Consider the following 15,206-nt stretch of genomic DNA (forward strand, 5'->3'; position numbering starts at 1 on the left):
GATCGTCGCGACCGGCCCCATATCCGGTCGGCGCGTGCGGCGCGCCGCCGCGATCCGGGAACAGCGCGCCGTTAGGGTGTTCGCGTGGCAGTCCATCAGTTCCCTCAGCATCGTGCGGCGTTCCAGGCCCTGACCGATGCTCTCTCGAGAGTCCGCGTGCGCCGGGAGGTCGAGTGGAACGAGATCCCCGCTCCCTCCCGCCTCGCCCCGTTCACGTGGGCGGCGTCCGCTGAGCTCATCGGCGATGACGATGAGGAGGTCGCCAGCGGAAAGTTCATCGTGCTGTACGACCCTGCCGGGAACGACTCATGGCAGGGCGACCTGCGCGTGGTGACGCTGATGCAGGCCCGGCTGGAGCCTGAGTTCGCTGTGGAGTCGATGCTCGGTGACGTCGCCTGGTCCTGGGTGACGGAGTCGCTGGAATCGATGGGCGCGTCCGCTCATGAGCTCGGCTGCACCATCACCCGGGTGGTGTCGCAGAGCTACGGCGCGCTGGCTGCCCGCCCAACCTCGGTGGATGTGGAGATCCGTGCCTCGTGGACACCGGACGAGCACCACCTCGAGCCCCATTTCGCCTCCTGGACGCAGATCCTTGCAGCGGCCGGCGGCCTCCCGCCGCGTCCGGTCGACCTCGCGTCCGCCCGACCCCCTCTTCGAGCCGATGACCTCTGAATCTCCCCGCTCCTCCTCACGCACCCGGACGCGCTCCCGCAGCCGCGCCCGCTCCCAGTCCCGCGCTCGGTCCGGGCGGCCCTTCTCCTCAGCCGCCGCCGACGATGCCCCGGCGTCCTCCGGCTCCCCTGCCGATACCGGGTCCGCGGATGCTGCTCGCACCGGCCGTGCCGGTGACGCGGCAGCCCCGGCGCCGGCGGCGCCGCTGGTGCGCGAACCAGCCGGCGGCACTCCTGAGCTCACCACCACGATCCAGCAGCTCCTGGCGTGGTGCGACCGCGTGGCGGCCGAGGAGGACCTCGCGGTCGATGTGGAGCGCGCCTCCTCCTACCGGTACAGCGCGAAGGCGTACCTGATCCAGGTGCGCAGCGAATCCGCAGGCACCGTGCTGGTGGATCCGCTGGCGATGCGGTTGCCGCGCAGCTTCGTGGAGCTGATGAACTCCCGCACCTGGGTGCTGCATGCCGCCCGGCAGGACCTGCCGTCCTTGGCGATGGACGGAATGGAGCCCGCGGGGCTGTTCGATACGGAGGTCGCCGGTCGGCTCCTCGGTCTGGAGCGCGTCGGCCTCGGTGCCGTAGTGGAGGAGTTCATAGGTGTGCGCCTGGCGAAGGAGCACTCCGCCTCGAACTGGTCGAAGCGCCCCCTGCCGACCTCCTGGCTGGCCTATGCCGCTCTCGATGTGGAGTACCTGTTGCCGCTGCGGGACGCGCTGACGGAGCGTCTGCGCCACGACGGGAAGTGGGAATGGGCCCTGCAGGAGTTCCACCACGAGATGCGGTTCTCCCACCCGGAGGTTCCCGATGAGCCGTGGCGGTCCCTCAGCGGGGTCAGTTCACTGCGGTCCCGCAAGCAGCTCGCGATCGCCCGTGCCCTGTGGACGAAGCGCGATGAGATGGCGCGGACCGCGGACATCGCTCCGTTCATGGTGGTGCGCGACAAGCACCTGATGGCGATGGTGAAGGCGTCGATGCGGACGAAGGCGGATTTCCTGGCGGCCATGCCGAAGGGGATGAAGCAGGGCGAGGCCTGGTGGCAGGCGGCCCGCGCCGCCCGCGCCCTGGGGGTCGGGCATCTGCCGGAGACGAACGAGAAGGGCCCGCACCCGCACCACAAGTCGTGGGCGCGGAAGCACCCGGAGGTGCAGGAGCGGTACCGGACTGTGCGCGAGCGCCTGCTTCGGCACGCTGAGGAGATCCGCATGCCGGTGGAGAACCTGATCTCCCCCGGGCAGGTGCGTCAGTGGGTGTGGAACCACGAGACGGCGTCCGATGATACGGCCGCTGTGCGCCGCGAGCTCGAGGCCGTCGGTGCGCGGCCGTGGCAGGCTCAGCAGGTGGCGCCGCTGCTTCAGGCGGCACTCCCCCGCCGCTGACCCGCACCGGTCACTGCGCTCGGGTGGGACATGCGCGCTGGGGTCAGGCGCCCGGCAGCGGTCGGTCGGCGTCGGGCAGGTCCAGCTGAGCAACATCCGCCTCGCCCAGACCCTGCCGGTTCAGATGCGCCCAGACGGCGAGCACTGCGCTGCCCAGCGCCGCATTGGTGACCTCACCGCCGAGGACGGCGTCGACCAGCTCCCCCAGCGGCACGAGCTCCACCTCGATCTCCGCTTCCTCATCCGTCCGGTCGAATTCCACGGAGGCGGCGGGATGGGCGTCGAGAGCGACGAAGATCCGGATCATCTCACTGGAGCTGCCCGCCGACGGGAAGACGTCGAGGAGGTGATGGATCCGCGTCGCCTCGTACCCGGTCTCCTCCGCCAGTTCGCGCAGGGCCGCGTCCCCGAGTGCCTCGCCGTCCTTGTCGAGCAGTCCCGCGGGGATCTCCGCGAAGCACCCACCGGCCGGGTGGCGGTACTGCCGGATGATGACGGCGCGGGCGTCGTCGGTGAACGCGAGGACGGCGACCGCACCGGGATGGTCGATGTATTCGCGGTCGAAGCGGACCCCGTCGGCGAAGTCGACGGTGTCACGCCGGACCGTCCAGATCATGCCGGAATGGACGGCTCGGGACTGGACGGTGGGGCGAGCGCCGAAGCGGTCGGTGAGCATCAGTTCTCCTTCAGTCGAGCTGCAGCAGCCGGGTGATCTGCTCCAGCAGGTCCGCATCGCCGGGCAGGCTGTGGGATCGGCGGAGGGCCCGCAGGCGGAAGTCAGCGCGCACTGCGGCATCGCTCATCTGCACGATCGCGTCGGCGAGGGCCGACGGGTCCGCCGGTGGCACGAGCAGGGCAGCGTCCTCCGTCACCCAGCGGGTGCCGCCGGCGTCGGTGGCGATCACGGCGCACCCGCGGTGCAGTGCTTCCTGGATCGCGACGGGCTGTCCTTCCCAGGCGGAGCTCTGCACGATCACGTCTGCGTCGGCCATGAGGGCCGGGAGGTCGGTGCGGTGGCCGAGCAGGTGCGCTTCCTCCCCGGAGCCGGCGATGAGCTGCTCGAGATGGTGGCGCAGCGGCCCCTCCCCCGCGATGTCGAGCCGCACCGGCCCCATGCCGCGCTCCTTCAGCAGGGCCATGGCCGCGAGGGCGGTGGGGATGTCCTTCTGCGGGGCGAGCCGCGCCGGCATCAGCAGACGCAGGGGCTCCGAGTCGGTATCGGTTCCGCGTGATGGGTTCGGGTCGCGGCCATCGCGCCGTGCCGAGGCCAGCTCCTCGGAGTCGCGCGGCGCGTCGGTGGCGCCGGGTCGCTGCGCGGGGATGACAGCGCGCTCCACCTGCTCCGCACCGGCGGCTCGTGCGGCATCCGCGAGGTCCGGGGAGACGGCGAGGATGCCGTCGGCCCCGCGAGCGGTGATCCGCAGCAGCACCGCCCCCACTGCGGCGCTGACACCTCGAGTGGGGAGGGCGTTGTGCAGGGTGACGATGAGTCGACCGCGGCGTTCAGGCGCACAGCCTCGACGGGCCAGAACGGCCAGTGCCCCGGCCCGCACCCCGTGGGCGTGCACCGCGACGCTGGGGCTGCGGCCCAGCAGGGTCCGCAGGGCGAGCACGGCGCGGAGGTCCCGCAGCGGGTGCGGGCGGGCACCGATCGGCATGCCGTGATGGTGGATGGCGCTCGCGGGAATCGCATCGTCGGTAGGGCCGGCGTCCAGGGTGGGGTGGCCGGCTGCGGTGAGCATCCGGTGCTCATCGCGGATGTGGCTGAGGATGCCGCCGGCGGCGCGGGGACGAATGATGATCATGCTGATTCGTCGGCGGTGCGCTCTGCTCGGCGGCCCGGCAGCAGAGAACCGGCGATGCCGATGACGGCGCGGGCACGAGCGGGGTCGAGCACGGCGATCAGCCCCAGGCAGGCCGCTCCGGCGGCGACGCCGATCACGGCGCCGAGCAGCGCGGCGCTGGCGGCCCCCGTCATCATCGGTTCCGCGGCCCGCCCGCCGAAGTAGCCGCCGACGGACGCCACGATCGACGCCATGGCCGCCGTCGCGGTTCCGCGCATCATCGCCGCCCCGTCCTCGGGCGCGAGCGTGTGCTCACGCAGCACGGTGATCGCGCTGACCGCACCGACGATCTGCCCGATCGCGATCGAGAACGCGAACAGCACGGCCGCCTCGGACGCGGTGCGGGTGCTCGAGGTGAGGACGGTGAAGGTGATCAGCAGTCCCGCGCACAGCCACGGCACCGCCCCCACCATCAGTGCTTCGCGCGATTTCAGGGCCGCGTTGAGCACCCGGATGGAGTGCATGACGACCCCGAACGGGATCAGTCCGATCGCGAACGCGGCGGTCACGGCGCCGACACCGACCACTCCCGTCCGGTCGATCGCGGTGAAGAAGCGCTCCAGACCGACGGATGCGCCCCACAGCGCGGCGCCGCCGACGCCCGCCAGTGCAGTGATCGACAGCATCGACCCGAGAGCCAGCCGCGACAGTTCCGCCTTGTCGCCGGCGAGCCTCGACTCGGACAGGGTGGGGAACACGGTGGTCATGATCGGCACCAGCAGGATGGCGTACGGCAGGAGGTAGACGGCCTGACCGTACTGGAACAGGGGTAGGGTGCCGGAGCCGCCGGCGCGGACCGCGAGGATCAGCACGAGGGCGGTGACGGCCTGCTGCGCGAGCACCGCGGTCATCCCGGCGGCGGCGAGCCCGAGGGCGTGGCGGGTGACGCCGCGCGGCAGGGTGAGGGTGGGTCGGTAGCGCAGGCCTGCCTTCAGCGACGGGATGATCAGCGGCAGCGCCATCGCGGCCACGCCGAGGGTGGTGCCCCAGCCCAGCCAGAACTCGCCGCCCGGCGGCAGCGTCGCCACCGACACGGCGGGCGGTACCGACGCCGCGTACGCCGCGTAGGTCGCCATCACCATCAGCGAGGACACGAGAGGGACGAACGCGGGCCAGAAGAAGCGCTTGCGGGCCTGCAGGAACGCTCCGAGCACGATCGTGATGCCGTACAGCGGCAGCTGCAGGGCGAAGACCCGCAGTAAGCGTGCGCCCAGGTCCACCCCGGCGGTGGAGAGGGAGGAGCTTCCCTGCGCGAACACGAACTCGGAGATCGGGTGCGCGAACGCGATGACGAGACCGGCGAGCACCGCGGTGATGATCAGCGTCCAGGTCAGGAGCGCGGAGATGATGCGGTCGGCTCGTCGGCTCGCGGTGATCTCCACCCCCGCGATCAGCGGGATCACCATGCCGGCGAGGGCGCCGCCGGCGGCAGCCTCGAACAGGACGTTGGGGACGAGGTTCGCGGAGGAGTAGGCGGTGCCGACGTCGCCGGCGCCGACGCTGGCGCCGAACACCAGGTAGCGGATGAATCCGGCGATGCGGGCGAGGATCGTCACCACGGCGATCATGCCGGCGGCGCGGATCAGGGCCCGCGTTCGGGACCCGTTCGGTGCATTCACCGTCATTCGGCGCGTCCCAGACGGTCGATGGCGCGCAGCGCGGGGACCGAGTCGATGATGCGGGAGAACGACACGGTCTCACTGGCGAGCGTCAGTCCCACGAGGGCGGCGGCGAGCGCGGCGCGGGCGGAGCGCGGCAGGGCGCGCGACGCGGCAGTGCCGACGGCGGCGCCGAGGATGTTGGCTCCGCTGTCGCCGAGCATCCCGACCTCATCGAGATCGGCGGGGGCGGCGGACGCGATGACGCCGAGGATTCCCAGCAGCAGGTCCCGCGCCGATTCGTCCAGGTCGCCGTCGCGCAGACGGGAGAGAACCCCGAGACCGGGAACGGCGGAGAGTGCTGCTGTGGCTTTGAGGGCGCGGCCGGGCCGCAGGTCGAACAGGTTGATGAGGTTGGCGCTGCCGGCGATGAGGACCGTGTCGATGGCTCGGTCCAGTGCCTTCGGCTGGTGCAGCGAGATGACGGCGGCGGCGGCGGGGATGGCGAGCGCCTTCGCAGCGCCCGTGGTGAGGCGTCCGCGGCGCAGCGCACCGAGGTGACCTCGCAGCCCCTTGGAGGCGGTGGTCCCGTGGTCCTGCAGGAAGGGTTCGGCAAGGTCGTCGATGAGGCCGAGAGCGCCGATGGCGGCGAGTGCGGCGCGCTCCCGCATCGGCAGGGCCCCGGACGCTCCGCCGACGATCCCGGCGATGACGCCGATGCCTTCGGCGAGGCTGACGGTGGAGCCGCGGTAGTTGGTGCGCTGCAGAGCCCGGCTGACGTCGCCCGCGAGCTCCGACGGGAGCGCGGCGATGCCGGAGTCGAAGGCTGCCTGCGCGGCGGTGGTGGTGTTGGCGGCGGCGAAAGCGGCGGTCATCGGTCTCCTCCGGAGTCACTGGCGCCCTGCGGCGCGGAAGGGGTGGGAGTGCTGGTGCGGCGCTGGTTCTTCTGCCCACCCGAATCGGGGGACGCACCGCTGCCGCTGGTGGTGTCGGTGTCCGCGTCGGCGGGCTGCGCGGGTTCCGTCGGCTGAGAAGCGTCCGGGGCGTCTGCGCCGGACTGGCCGCCGCCGGCTGGGGAGCTGGGCAGCGCCGGCATCGGGGACTGTGCGTCGGGGGCGGCGCCGTAGTGACCTGAGCTGCCGCCGCGCACCGATTCGGCCAGGGCGAGCACGATCACGACCGGACCCTCTGGTGAGGTGACGGCATCGACCGTCGACACGGACTGCAGGTCGGTGGTGCGGCGGATGGTGCGGACCAGGCCGACGGATTCGTGCAGCGTCGGCGACTGCCCCGCGACCACGATCGGAGCCTTCGCCTCGCGCATGTCGGTCACGAACCGCATCTGCACCGCTTCGACTCGGCTGGTGCGCTCGGCATCCTGGGCGGCGCTGTCGTCCGGGTTGGTGAACGTGTCGGGGGCGGCTGCGACGTACACGAGCCCGGCAGGGGCGACCACTGAGCCGCCGTCACTGGTGATGAAACCATCGGCCGCGAGGCGCTTGACCACCTCAGTGCGGTCGGCGTCGCTGAGGGGCGACTGCGGGGAGATCGCGACCATCAGCGCATGCATGAGGCCTTCGCCGCTGGTCGAGGTCTGTGCGGCGAGCTCCGGCCAGCGGCTGGTGAGGGCGGTGAGGGTGTCAGTGCGCTTGGCCTCCGCGGCCGGGTCCCACAGGGACGGGTTCAGGCTGATCCGGTTGCCGGTGGTGCCGCCGGCCTGGGTGACGCGTTCGCTCACCTGGTCAGCGGCGGTGGCGACGGATTCGCCGTCGGAGATGATGGTGATGGGGGCGCCATCGGGCAGGGCGCCGGCGAGCAGCTCTTTGCCGGAGGCGTCGATGTAGCTGGTGAGGCGCTTGGCGCCGTCCGTCAGCTCCGTGTTCTGAGCGCGCAGCTCGTCCTTGTCGCGGCGCAGCTGCTCCACCTGGTTGGTGAGCTGTTCGCCGAGGCTCTGCCGCAGGGGCCCCGCGCCGAGCACGATGCCGAGGGCGAGCGCCAGGAAGACGGCGACGAGGGACACGAGGTGGTAGCGGAAATCAATCATGGGTCTCTTCCCGGAAGGGTCGGGTCAGCCGGGGCGGCAGCAGAAGGGCGGCTGCGCTCGCCGGAACGCTCTGCAGCGTGAACAGTCCGGTGAACCACGACAGGAAATCGTCGAGCCGAGCGCCGAGCAGCTGGATGAGGGTCTGCCCGCCGGCGGTGACGGACAGGGCGGCGATGATCGCCACGAGGCCCGCCGCCACGAGGGCGAACAGCTGAAGGGTGGAGATGCGCTGACGGTACAGGCGGGACACGCCTTTGGCGTCCACCAGTTTGGAGCCGACGCGCAGCCGGGTGAGGAACGTGGAGGACATGCCGGCGCGGCCCTTGTCGAGGAACTCCTCGAGGGTGCCGTGGGTGCCGACTGCGACGATGACGTCGGCGCCTCGGTCGTCGGCCAGCAGCATGGCGATGTCCTCACTGGTACCGGAGGCCGGGAAGGTCACGGCGTCGTCGTCGAGGCCGAGTTCGGCGAGGCGCTCCATCCCGGGGGCGCGGCCGTCGCGGTAGGCGTGGACGACGAGTTCGGCTCCGCAGCGCAGCGCGCGATCGGACACGGAGTCCATGTCTCCGATGATCATGTCAGGCCGATAGCCGGCATCGAGGACGGCGTCGGCACCGCCGTCGACTCCGACGATGATGGGACGGTTATCGCGGATGAACGGCTGCAGGACCGTGAGGTCCTCCTTGTAGTGGTAGCCGCGCACCACGATGAGCACGGCCCGGTCCTGGAAGACCGTGCGCACATCCGGTGTGCCGACCCCGTTGATGAGCAGATCGCGCTCCTGCACCATGTATTCCATGGTGTTCTCCGCGAACTTCACCAGCTGTTCGGAGAGGCCCTCGCGGGCGCGGCGCAGGTCCTCGGCGACGATGGACGGGGTGTAGCGCTTGCCCTGGAGGACGTCCCCGGTGGCGAGGCGCACATCGGCACCGTCCAGGGTGAGTTCGTGGCCTTCGCCGATCGTCTCCAGCAGGGTGTTGTGTTCGATGTCGATGACGATGATGCCGGCGTCCACCAGGATCTGGGGGCCCATGTTGGGGTAGCGCCCGGAGATGGACTGCGCGGCGTTGATCACCGCGGCCGGTTTCTTCTCCACGAGTGCTTCCGCGGCGACGCGGTCGATGTCCTCGTGGTCGATGACCGCGATGTCGCCGGGGACCAGCCGTTTGGTGAGGTCCTTGGTGCGGCGTCCGATGCGGGCGATGCCGGTGGTGACGGCGGGCGTGTGCACGGTGCTCATCGCTTCTCCCCCGCCTGGGTCCGTTTCTTCTTCCGGCCCGGAGCGGCGGCGTACCGGGATGCGGCGGTCTGTGCTGCGGCGGCGGATTCGGCGAGCAGTTCCTCAGCGTGGGTGAGGGCGGCTTCCGAGGAGGCGTCGCCGGCGAGCATGCGCGCGAGTTCGTGGACGCGCCCGTCGCTGTCCAGCAGGTCGACTCGGGAGGAGGTCTCCTCGCCGCGGGTCTCCTTCACGATGGTGAGGTGGGTTCCGGCGTAGGAGGCGACCTGCGGCAGGTGCGTCACCACGATGACCTGGGCTTCACCGGCGAGGTGAGCGAGGCGCTCGCCGACGGCGCGGGCCGCTTTGCCGCCGATGCCGGCGTCGATCTCGTCGAAGATGAAGACGGGGTGGCCGATCTCCTGGTTGCGGTCGGTGCGGTCGGCGACGAGCGACACTTCGAGTGCGAGCATGACGCGGGAAAGCTCACCTCCGGAGGCACCGGTCGCCAGCGGCATGAACTCGGCGTTGCGGTGGGGCTGCATGAGGAACGTGACGAGGTCGCGGCCGTGCTCACGGGCGGGTGCGGGTGCGATGTCGACTCGGATCTTCGCGCCGGGCATCTCGAGTGTGGCGAGTTCGGTCTCGATGCGATCGGCGAGGCGTTCGGCGGCGGTGCGGCGCCGCTGGCTCAGCTGGGCGGCGAGATCGTCGAGCTCCTCGTCCTGTTCGACGATGCGGGCGGTGAGCTGTTCGCTGGTGTCGGCGGCGCTTTCGAGGTCGTGGAGGGCGCTGACGGCGCCGGCGGAGTTGTCCAGCAGTTCGGTGACGGTGGCGGCGCCGTCCAGCCGCGGCCCGAGGTCGCGGACGAGGACGCTGAGGGTGTGGAGACGCTGCTGTGCTTCCTCCATGCGGCCCGGGGAGGCGTGGGAGTCGTCCTGCAGGGATGAGAGGTCGGCGGCGGTGTCGCTGAGCTCTTCGCGGGCGGAGACGAGCCGATCCACAAGGGGTGCGAGGCCGGGGGTGGAGTCGGAGTCGAGCGCGGTGATGGCGGCGATGGCCTCGTCGAGGCGGGTGAGGGCGCTGCCGGTTTCGTCGCCGACGAGGTGCATGAGGGTGGTGTCGAACGCGTCGGCGGCGTCGGCGGCGTCGCTGAGGCGGGTGATCTCCTCGCGCAGAGCGTCGTCCTCCCCCGGCTGCGGGTCCACCTCTTCGAGGGTGGTGAGGATGCTGGTGAGTTCCTGCTCGCGCTGCTCGCGGTCGGCGAGGAGGGCGCGGATGCGCTCCAGTTCGGCGGCGTTGTCGCGGCGGGACCGGAAGGTGGCGCGATGCTCGGCGAGGAGGTCGTCGAATTCGGGGCCGATGGTGGAGTCGAGCGCGTCGCGCTGCAGGTCGGGGCTCTTCAGGCGGATCTGGTCGCTCTGACCGTGGATCGTGATGTTCTCGCCGACGAGTTCGGCGAGGGTGGAGACGGGGATGGGGACCCCGCCGACATGGGCGCGGGAGCGTCCGTCCTTGGTGACGCGGCGGACGACGAGCACTTCGCCGTCTTCGGCTTCGGCGCCGAGGTCGTCGAGGCGGTGCTGGAGCAGCGGGGATCCGTCGACGCGGAGGCGGCCCTCGACGGTGCTGGACACCCCGGCTCGGCGCTTGTCGAGGCGGGTGCCGAGCAGGAGGGACAGTCCGGTGACGACCATGGTCTTTCCGGCGCCGGTTTCGCCGGTGATGGCGGTGAATCCGGGCCCGAAGTCGAGGACGGCGTCGTCGATCACGCCGATGTGGCGGATGGCGAGGGAGGTCAGCATCAGCGCTCCTGCGCGGCGGGGTCATCGTGCCCGCGACCGCGCCAGCCGTCGACGGGCAGTTCGAACTTCTCCACGAGGCGGTCGGCGAAGGGGGTGTGGGTCAGTCGCGCGAACTGGATGGAGTTGGGTGAGAGCACCGATTCGATGCGCATGCCGGCGTGAACGTCGAGGACGCGTCGGCCGTCCATGGTGAGGACGGCGCTGCACGTATTGTCGGCGGTGATCTCGATGGCCGCTTCGCTGGAGCGTCCCAGGACGAGGGGGCGCGCGAAGAGAGCGTGGGCGGCCAGTGGGACGACGAGGAATGCGTCGACCTCCGGCCAGACGACGGGTCCGCCGGCGCTGAAGCCGTATGCGGTGGAGCCGGTCGAGGTGGACAGGATGACGCCGTCGCAGCCGAAGGTGGAGACGGGGCGGCCGTCGATCTCGATGACGACGTGGACCATCTTCTGCCGGTCGGACTTCTCCAGGCTGGCTTCGTTGAGGGCCCACTCGGCCGCCACCATGCGGTCCTCAGCGTCGTACACCTCGATGTTGAGGGTGCCGCGCTTCTCGATCGAGTAGTCCCCGTCCAGCAGGCGGTGAACGGTGGTGGCGAGGTCGGCCGCTTCGGATTCGGCGAGGAAGCCGACGTGTCCGAGGTTGACTCCGTGTACGGGGACGCTGTGCTCGCGGGCGATCTCGAGGGCGCGCAGGATGGTGCCGTCGCCGCCGAGGACGATGACGAGTTCGTCGATGGCGGGGTCGAGGTCGTGGACGATGTCGACGTCCGGCCCGTCGATGGCCTCGAGGAGGCCGTCGGGCAGCAGCGCGGGGTCGGCTTCGCGCATCTCGGTGAGCTGCTGGTCGAGGATGCCGGTGCGCACGCCGCGGTTGCGCATTTCGTGGATCACCTGGGCGAGGCCGCGCAGCGCGCTGGAGCGCCCGGTGTGCAGATAGAGAAGGAATCGGCGCATCATCTGGTCCTTCCTTCTCCGCGTCCGCTGGCCCGTTCGACTGCTTCGTCGATCATCCCACAGACGTGGTGGGAGCAGGCGGGATTGGGTGGGGTGTTGCGCCCATGGAGGAAGAACTCACGGTTGCCGTCCTGGCCGGGCAGCGTGCTCACCTGCACGCCGACGACGGTCAGTGCGTGCTCGGCGCAGGCCTCGGCGACAGCGGTGACGGCGCGGCGCCAGAGCGCGGGGTCGGTGACGACCCCGGATTTCGGGAGGTTGCCCCGGCCCACTTCGAATTGGGGTTTGACCATGAGGACGATGTCGGCGCCGTCGGCGGCGACGCGGCTGATCGTGGGGATGATCTGGGTGAGGGAGATGAAGGAGACGTCGGAGACGATGAGGTCGGGCCGGTGACCGACGGTGTCGACGCTGAGGGTGCGGGCGTCGGTCTGTTCGAGGCTGCGCACACGCTCGTTGGCGCGGAGGCGCTCGATGAGCTGCCCGGTGCCGACGTCGACGGCGGTGACGGTGCGGGCGCCGGCGCGCAGGAGGACGTCGGTGAATCCGCCGGTGGAGGCGCCGAGGTCCAGAGCGTGGGACCCGTCGGCCGTGTCGTCGAGGTGGAAGGCGGTGAGGGCGCCGGCGAGCTTGTGGGCGGCCCGGGAGGCGTATTCGCCGCCGACGGGTGCTCCGGTGACGTCGAGGCGGTCGTCAGGGCCGACGGGAGCGGATGCGCGCCGGGCCCGGGCGCCGTTGATGAGCGCCCTGCCTTCCTCCACGATGCGGCGGGCGTGGGTGCGCGAGGATGCGAGGCCGCGCTGATGGAGCGCGGTGTCGATGCGGGTGCTCACCGTGCCGGAGCGGCCTCGCTGTCCGCGGTGATGGTGGTGTTCGTCAGGCGGATCTCGCCGGCGAAGGCGCGGTCGGGGTGGGTGGCGCGGATGAGGCTGATGACGGCCTGGTGGGTGTGCCAGTCCTGGTCGGTGGCGTTGACGGTGATGATGCCGTCGGCGAGCTCCGCGGTCACTGGCCCGTACACGCAGCGTGCGGCCCGGACGCTCCCGCTGCCTTCTCCCCCACCGGCCTCACGTGTCACTCCCTCGGTGCTCCCGCTGCCCTCGTCTTCGCCGGTCGCGCCGGCCTCCACGTTGGGGTCGCCGGCGGGGCCGGTGAGGAAGGAGAGGTCGGGCCGGATGAAGGTCGGGCGCTGGATCGGCTCGGCGTAGGCGGCGTCCTGCCAGCTGGAGACGCCGGTGAGGACGTGCAGGGTGGGCAGGTCGGCGCGGTTGCCGCCTTCGATGTCGGTGTCGAGTCGGTCGCCGACGACGAGCGGGGCATGCGAGGACACCTGCTGTGCGGCGGTGGTGAACATTGCGGGCTGGGGTTTGCCGGCGATCTGCGGCTGCTGACCGGTGGCATGGGTGAGCGCGGCGACGAGGGATCCGTTGCCGGGCGCGAGGCCGCGTTCCGTGGGGAGGGTGGAGTCCGCGTTGGTGGCGATCCACAGGGCACCGGCGCGGATGGCGTAGGCCGCCTCAGCGAGGTCGCGCCACCCGACGGTGGGGGCGAATCCTTGGATCACGGCCGCGACCGTGTCATCGGCTTCGCGGACGGGTTCGTATCCCCGTGCGTCGAGTTCATGGGTGATGCCGTCGCCGCCGACGACGAGCACCTGGGCGGGTGCGGGGACGCTCTGCTCGAGCACGGCGACTGCGACGTGGGGTGAGTTGACCACTTCATGCGCGTGCGCGCTGAAGCCGAGCGCCGTGAGGTGCTCCACCACCATGTCGGGAGTCCGGGAGGCGTTGTTGGTGGCGAATGCGATCGCCGTCCCGTGGGAGCGAGCGGCATCCACGCTGTCGACCGCGTGGTCGATGGGGCGATGACCGTGCATGAGGGTGCCGTCCATGTCGAGCAGGAGGGCGTCGAAGCGGTCGAGGAAGCTGAGTTCAGTCCTGGCGCGCATCGGTGTCCTCGTCGTCGGTCTCGATATCGGCGGCGTCCTCGGTGCCGGCCCCCTCCGGGCTGGGCTGAGGGTCGGACATCTCGCTGTCTTCTGCCGGTTCGGCGTCATCGTCGGCGCCTGCTTCCGCAGTGTCTTCTGAGCGGGCAGCGTCGTCGGCTGCTTCTCGTTCGCGTTCGCGCTCTTCGGCGAGGAAGTCGTCGAGGACGTCCATGACGCCGATCTGTTCGTCGGTTTCGAGCACGACGGGTGCCTGGACCTTGCTGGGGCGGCCCAGGCGCTCCCCGGCGTCGGTGATCTCATTGGTGTCGGCGTCGGCGGCGAGGGTCAGCCACTTGAAGGCTTCATCGCTGCGTCCGGCCTTCTCCAGGAGGTCGGAGTAGGCCACCCAGAGGCGCACCTGCCACTGTCCGTTCACCTTCTGGCGCAGCGCTGGGATGTCAAGGGACGCAAGGGCAAGGTCGATATCGCCCATGTCGGCGTAGGCACCGGCGACGACGATCATCAGTTCGATGGTCTCAGATTCACTCAGGGATTCCGCTTCCGGCAGCGCTGCGACGTCGAGGGCGCGTTCGGGGCGGCCGAGCCCGCGTTCGCAGTCGGCGATGATCGGCAGCATGTCGTTGCGACCGTTCATGCGCATGGCGGCACGCAGTTCGCGGATTGCGGCGCGGTACTCTCCGGCCCCGTAGAGCCGGACGCCGTACATTTCGCGGACGGTCGCTGCGCGTGCACCGAATCGGGTGGCCCAGCGGAAGTGGTCGAGACTGAGTTCGGGATCGGTGTCCTGGATGAGCATGCCTTGGACGAGGTGGCGGCTAACGCGCTCCTCCTGGTCCTTGGTGAGGGTCTTCAGCTCCGAGCGGATCTCCTTGGGAAGCTCGCGACCGGTGATCTCGGCGGGCACGAACGGTTCCCGACCTGTACGGATCCGGTCGTCACGGTCCTGCTGGTGGTCCACAGGCGCGCTGCTGAAGTCGCGGCGGTCGCTGCGGGGCCCACGCCGTTCGTCGCGATGCCCACGGTCGTCGCGGCGCTGCTGGCGGAACCCTCCACGATCCTGCTGGTGTCCCCCTCGCTCGCCGCGGCGGGAATCCTTGCGGTAGCCGCCTCGGTCATCCCGAGGCGAATCCTTGCGGTAGCCGCCTCGGCCGTCGCGGCGCGACTCGTTGCGGTCACTGCGCCGGTCATCTCGACGGGAGTCGCCGCGATGACTGCCGCCCCGGCGGTCACCTCCCGGGCCTCGGTGGGCAGAATGACGCTCGTCCCGACGGGAGCCGGCGCTGTGTCGGTGCGATCGGGACTGGCCGGCGGCATCGCCGCTGCCGTTGTCCCGCTTTTCCCACCAAGGTGTGGACTGTGAATCGTCACGGCGGCGATGGTTGACGTCACTTCGACGCCCTCGATTATCGCCGTATTCGCCGCGGCTGCGCTCGTCGCGGCTGCGGCCCTGTGCGTCACCGCGCTCGTCGCGGCGCTGACGGCGGTCGCCCCGGCTGGTATCGCGCCGTTGCTCGTTGGAGCGGGGGTAGCCACCCGCGCGGCGAGACTGAGATGAGTGGGACCAGTCACGGCGTTTGCCGCGGTCGGAGCGGTGCTCGTAGTCAGACAATTCAGTTCTCCTGCCTCAGGGCGCTGGCGCTATGGGGTTACACATCAAGACTAGGGCACCTGACCGTGTCCACCTACGGGCCCGCGGCAGTAGTTAGCAGAAGTCACGGCGTTCATGCGAGCGCAGTGAGAGCCCAGAA

General features: G+C 70.6%; 14 protein-coding genes. 3 read left to right on the top strand and 11 right to left on the bottom strand.

All coding sequences use genetic code 11. The annotated features are described in order from the left end of the window. Positions 1-84 precede the first annotated feature (84 nt). Entirely contained in the window at positions 85-672 is a 588-nt protein-coding gene (locus tag R3I40_RS05830; protein ID WP_183374759.1) for a DUF3000 domain-containing protein, read from the top strand. Further along, entirely contained in the window at positions 662-2,047 is a 1,386-nt protein-coding gene (locus R3I40_RS05835; protein WP_183374766.1) for an HRDC domain-containing protein, read from the top strand. The genes R3I40_RS05830 and R3I40_RS05835 overlap by 11 nt, the downstream gene beginning before the upstream one ends. Positions 2,048-2,090: 43 nt before the next feature. Here R3I40_RS05835 and R3I40_RS05840 read toward each other — a convergent pair whose 3' ends face one another. Genes R3I40_RS05840 through R3I40_RS05890 form a run of 11 tightly spaced genes read right to left on the bottom strand, consistent with a single transcriptional unit; the run spans position 2,091 to position 14,254 of the window. Continuing rightward, complete coding sequence (locus R3I40_RS05840) at positions 2,091-2,723, bottom strand: NUDIX domain-containing protein (protein WP_239374708.1); 633 nt, start codon at positions 2,721-2,723, stop codon at positions 2,091-2,093. 10 nt (positions 2,724-2,733) lie between these two features. Beyond that, positions 2,734-3,852: a glycosyltransferase gene (locus R3I40_RS05845; RefSeq protein WP_285262394.1), complete on the bottom strand. Its 1,119-nt coding sequence runs from the start codon at positions 3,850-3,852 to the stop codon at positions 2,734-2,736. After that, entirely contained in the window at positions 3,849-5,516 is a 1,668-nt protein-coding gene (gene murJ / locus R3I40_RS05850) for a murein biosynthesis integral membrane protein MurJ (protein WP_285262395.1), read from the bottom strand. The genes R3I40_RS05845 and murJ overlap by 4 nt, the downstream gene beginning before the upstream one ends. Beyond that, entirely contained in the window at positions 5,513-6,364 is an 852-nt protein-coding gene (locus R3I40_RS05855; protein WP_285262396.1) for a hypothetical protein, read from the bottom strand. The genes murJ and R3I40_RS05855 overlap by 4 nt, the downstream gene beginning before the upstream one ends. Continuing rightward, positions 6,361-7,533 carry a copper transporter gene (locus R3I40_RS05860; protein WP_239374717.1) on the bottom strand — a complete coding sequence of 391 codons (1,173 nt, stop codon included), beginning with the start codon at positions 7,531-7,533 and terminating at the stop codon, positions 6,361-6,363. Before R3I40_RS05860 ends, R3I40_RS05855 begins: the two co-directional genes overlap by 4 nt. Beyond that, positions 7,526-8,773: a putative cytokinetic ring protein SteA gene (gene steA, locus R3I40_RS05865; protein WP_317700134.1), complete on the bottom strand. Its 1,248-nt coding sequence runs from the start codon at positions 8,771-8,773 to the stop codon at positions 7,526-7,528. The genes R3I40_RS05860 and steA overlap by 8 nt, the downstream gene beginning before the upstream one ends. Continuing rightward, positions 8,770-10,554 carry a DNA repair protein RecN gene (gene recN / locus R3I40_RS05870; RefSeq protein ID WP_183374780.1) on the bottom strand — a complete coding sequence of 595 codons (1,785 nt, stop codon included), beginning with the start codon at positions 10,552-10,554 and terminating at the stop codon, positions 8,770-8,772. Before recN ends, steA begins: the two co-directional genes overlap by 4 nt. Next, the gene (locus R3I40_RS05875; RefSeq protein ID WP_246370655.1) at positions 10,554-11,513 is read right to left on the bottom strand and encodes an NAD kinase; all 960 of its coding nucleotides are present in this window, start codon (positions 11,511-11,513) and stop codon (positions 10,554-10,556) included. Before R3I40_RS05875 ends, recN begins: the two co-directional genes overlap by 1 nt. Then, entirely contained in the window at positions 11,510-12,343 is an 834-nt protein-coding gene (locus R3I40_RS05880) for a TlyA family RNA methyltransferase (protein ID WP_285262398.1), read from the bottom strand. Before R3I40_RS05880 ends, R3I40_RS05875 begins: the two co-directional genes overlap by 4 nt. Beyond that, positions 12,340-13,458 carry an HAD-IIA family hydrolase gene (locus tag R3I40_RS05885; protein WP_285262399.1) on the bottom strand — a complete coding sequence of 373 codons (1,119 nt, stop codon included), beginning with the start codon at positions 13,456-13,458 and terminating at the stop codon, positions 12,340-12,342. The genes R3I40_RS05880 and R3I40_RS05885 overlap by 4 nt, the downstream gene beginning before the upstream one ends. Continuing rightward, a complete protein-coding gene (locus R3I40_RS05890) occupies positions 13,442-14,254 on the bottom strand; it encodes a hypothetical protein (protein WP_246370657.1) in 813 nt (270 codons plus the stop codon). Before R3I40_RS05890 ends, R3I40_RS05885 begins: the two co-directional genes overlap by 17 nt. Between R3I40_RS05890 and R3I40_RS05895 the strand changes: the two genes are divergently transcribed. Then, on the top strand, positions 14,213-14,818 hold the full coding sequence (locus tag R3I40_RS05895; protein ID WP_317700136.1) for a hypothetical protein: 606 nt from the start codon (positions 14,213-14,215) through the stop codon (positions 14,816-14,818). The two genes, R3I40_RS05890 and R3I40_RS05895, sit on opposite strands and share 42 nt — an antisense overlap. The last annotated feature ends 388 nt before the right edge of the window (positions 14,819-15,206 follow it).

Origin of the sequence: Helcobacillus massiliensis (assembly GCF_033106145.1) — a bacterium.
Classification (GTDB): domain Bacteria; phylum Actinomycetota; class Actinomycetes; order Actinomycetales; family Dermabacteraceae; genus Helcobacillus; species Helcobacillus massiliensis.

Coding starts and splice junctions, on each gene's coding strand:
- R3I40_RS05835 (WP_183374766.1), top strand. CDS start 662: ATGACCTCTGAATCTCCCCGCTCCTCCTCACGCACCCGGACGCGCTCC.
- R3I40_RS05840 (WP_239374708.1), bottom strand. CDS start 2,723: ATGCTCACCGACCGCTTCGGCGCTCGCCCCACCGTCCAGTCCCGAGCC.
- R3I40_RS05845 (WP_285262394.1), bottom strand. CDS start 3,852: ATGATCATCATTCGTCCCCGCGCCGCCGGCGGCATCCTCAGCCACATC.
- murJ (WP_285262395.1), bottom strand. CDS start 5,516: ATGACGGTGAATGCACCGAACGGGTCCCGAACGCGGGCCCTGATCCGC.
- R3I40_RS05855 (WP_285262396.1), bottom strand. CDS start 6,364: ATGACCGCCGCTTTCGCCGCCGCCAACACCACCACCGCCGCGCAGGCA.
- R3I40_RS05860 (WP_239374717.1), bottom strand. CDS start 7,533: ATGATTGATTTCCGCTACCACCTCGTGTCCCTCGTCGCCGTCTTCCTG.
- steA (WP_317700134.1), bottom strand. CDS start 8,773: ATGAGCACCGTGCACACGCCCGCCGTCACCACCGGCATCGCCCGCATC.
- recN (WP_183374780.1), bottom strand. CDS start 10,554: ATGCTGACCTCCCTCGCCATCCGCCACATCGGCGTGATCGACGACGCC.
- R3I40_RS05875 (WP_246370655.1), bottom strand. CDS start 11,513: ATGATGCGCCGATTCCTTCTCTATCTGCACACCGGGCGCTCCAGCGCG.
- R3I40_RS05885 (WP_285262399.1), bottom strand. CDS start 13,458: ATGCGCGCCAGGACTGAACTCAGCTTCCTCGACCGCTTCGACGCCCTC.
- R3I40_RS05890 (WP_246370657.1), bottom strand. CDS start 14,254: ATGCTCATCCAGGACACCGATCCCGAACTCAGTCTCGACCACTTCCGC.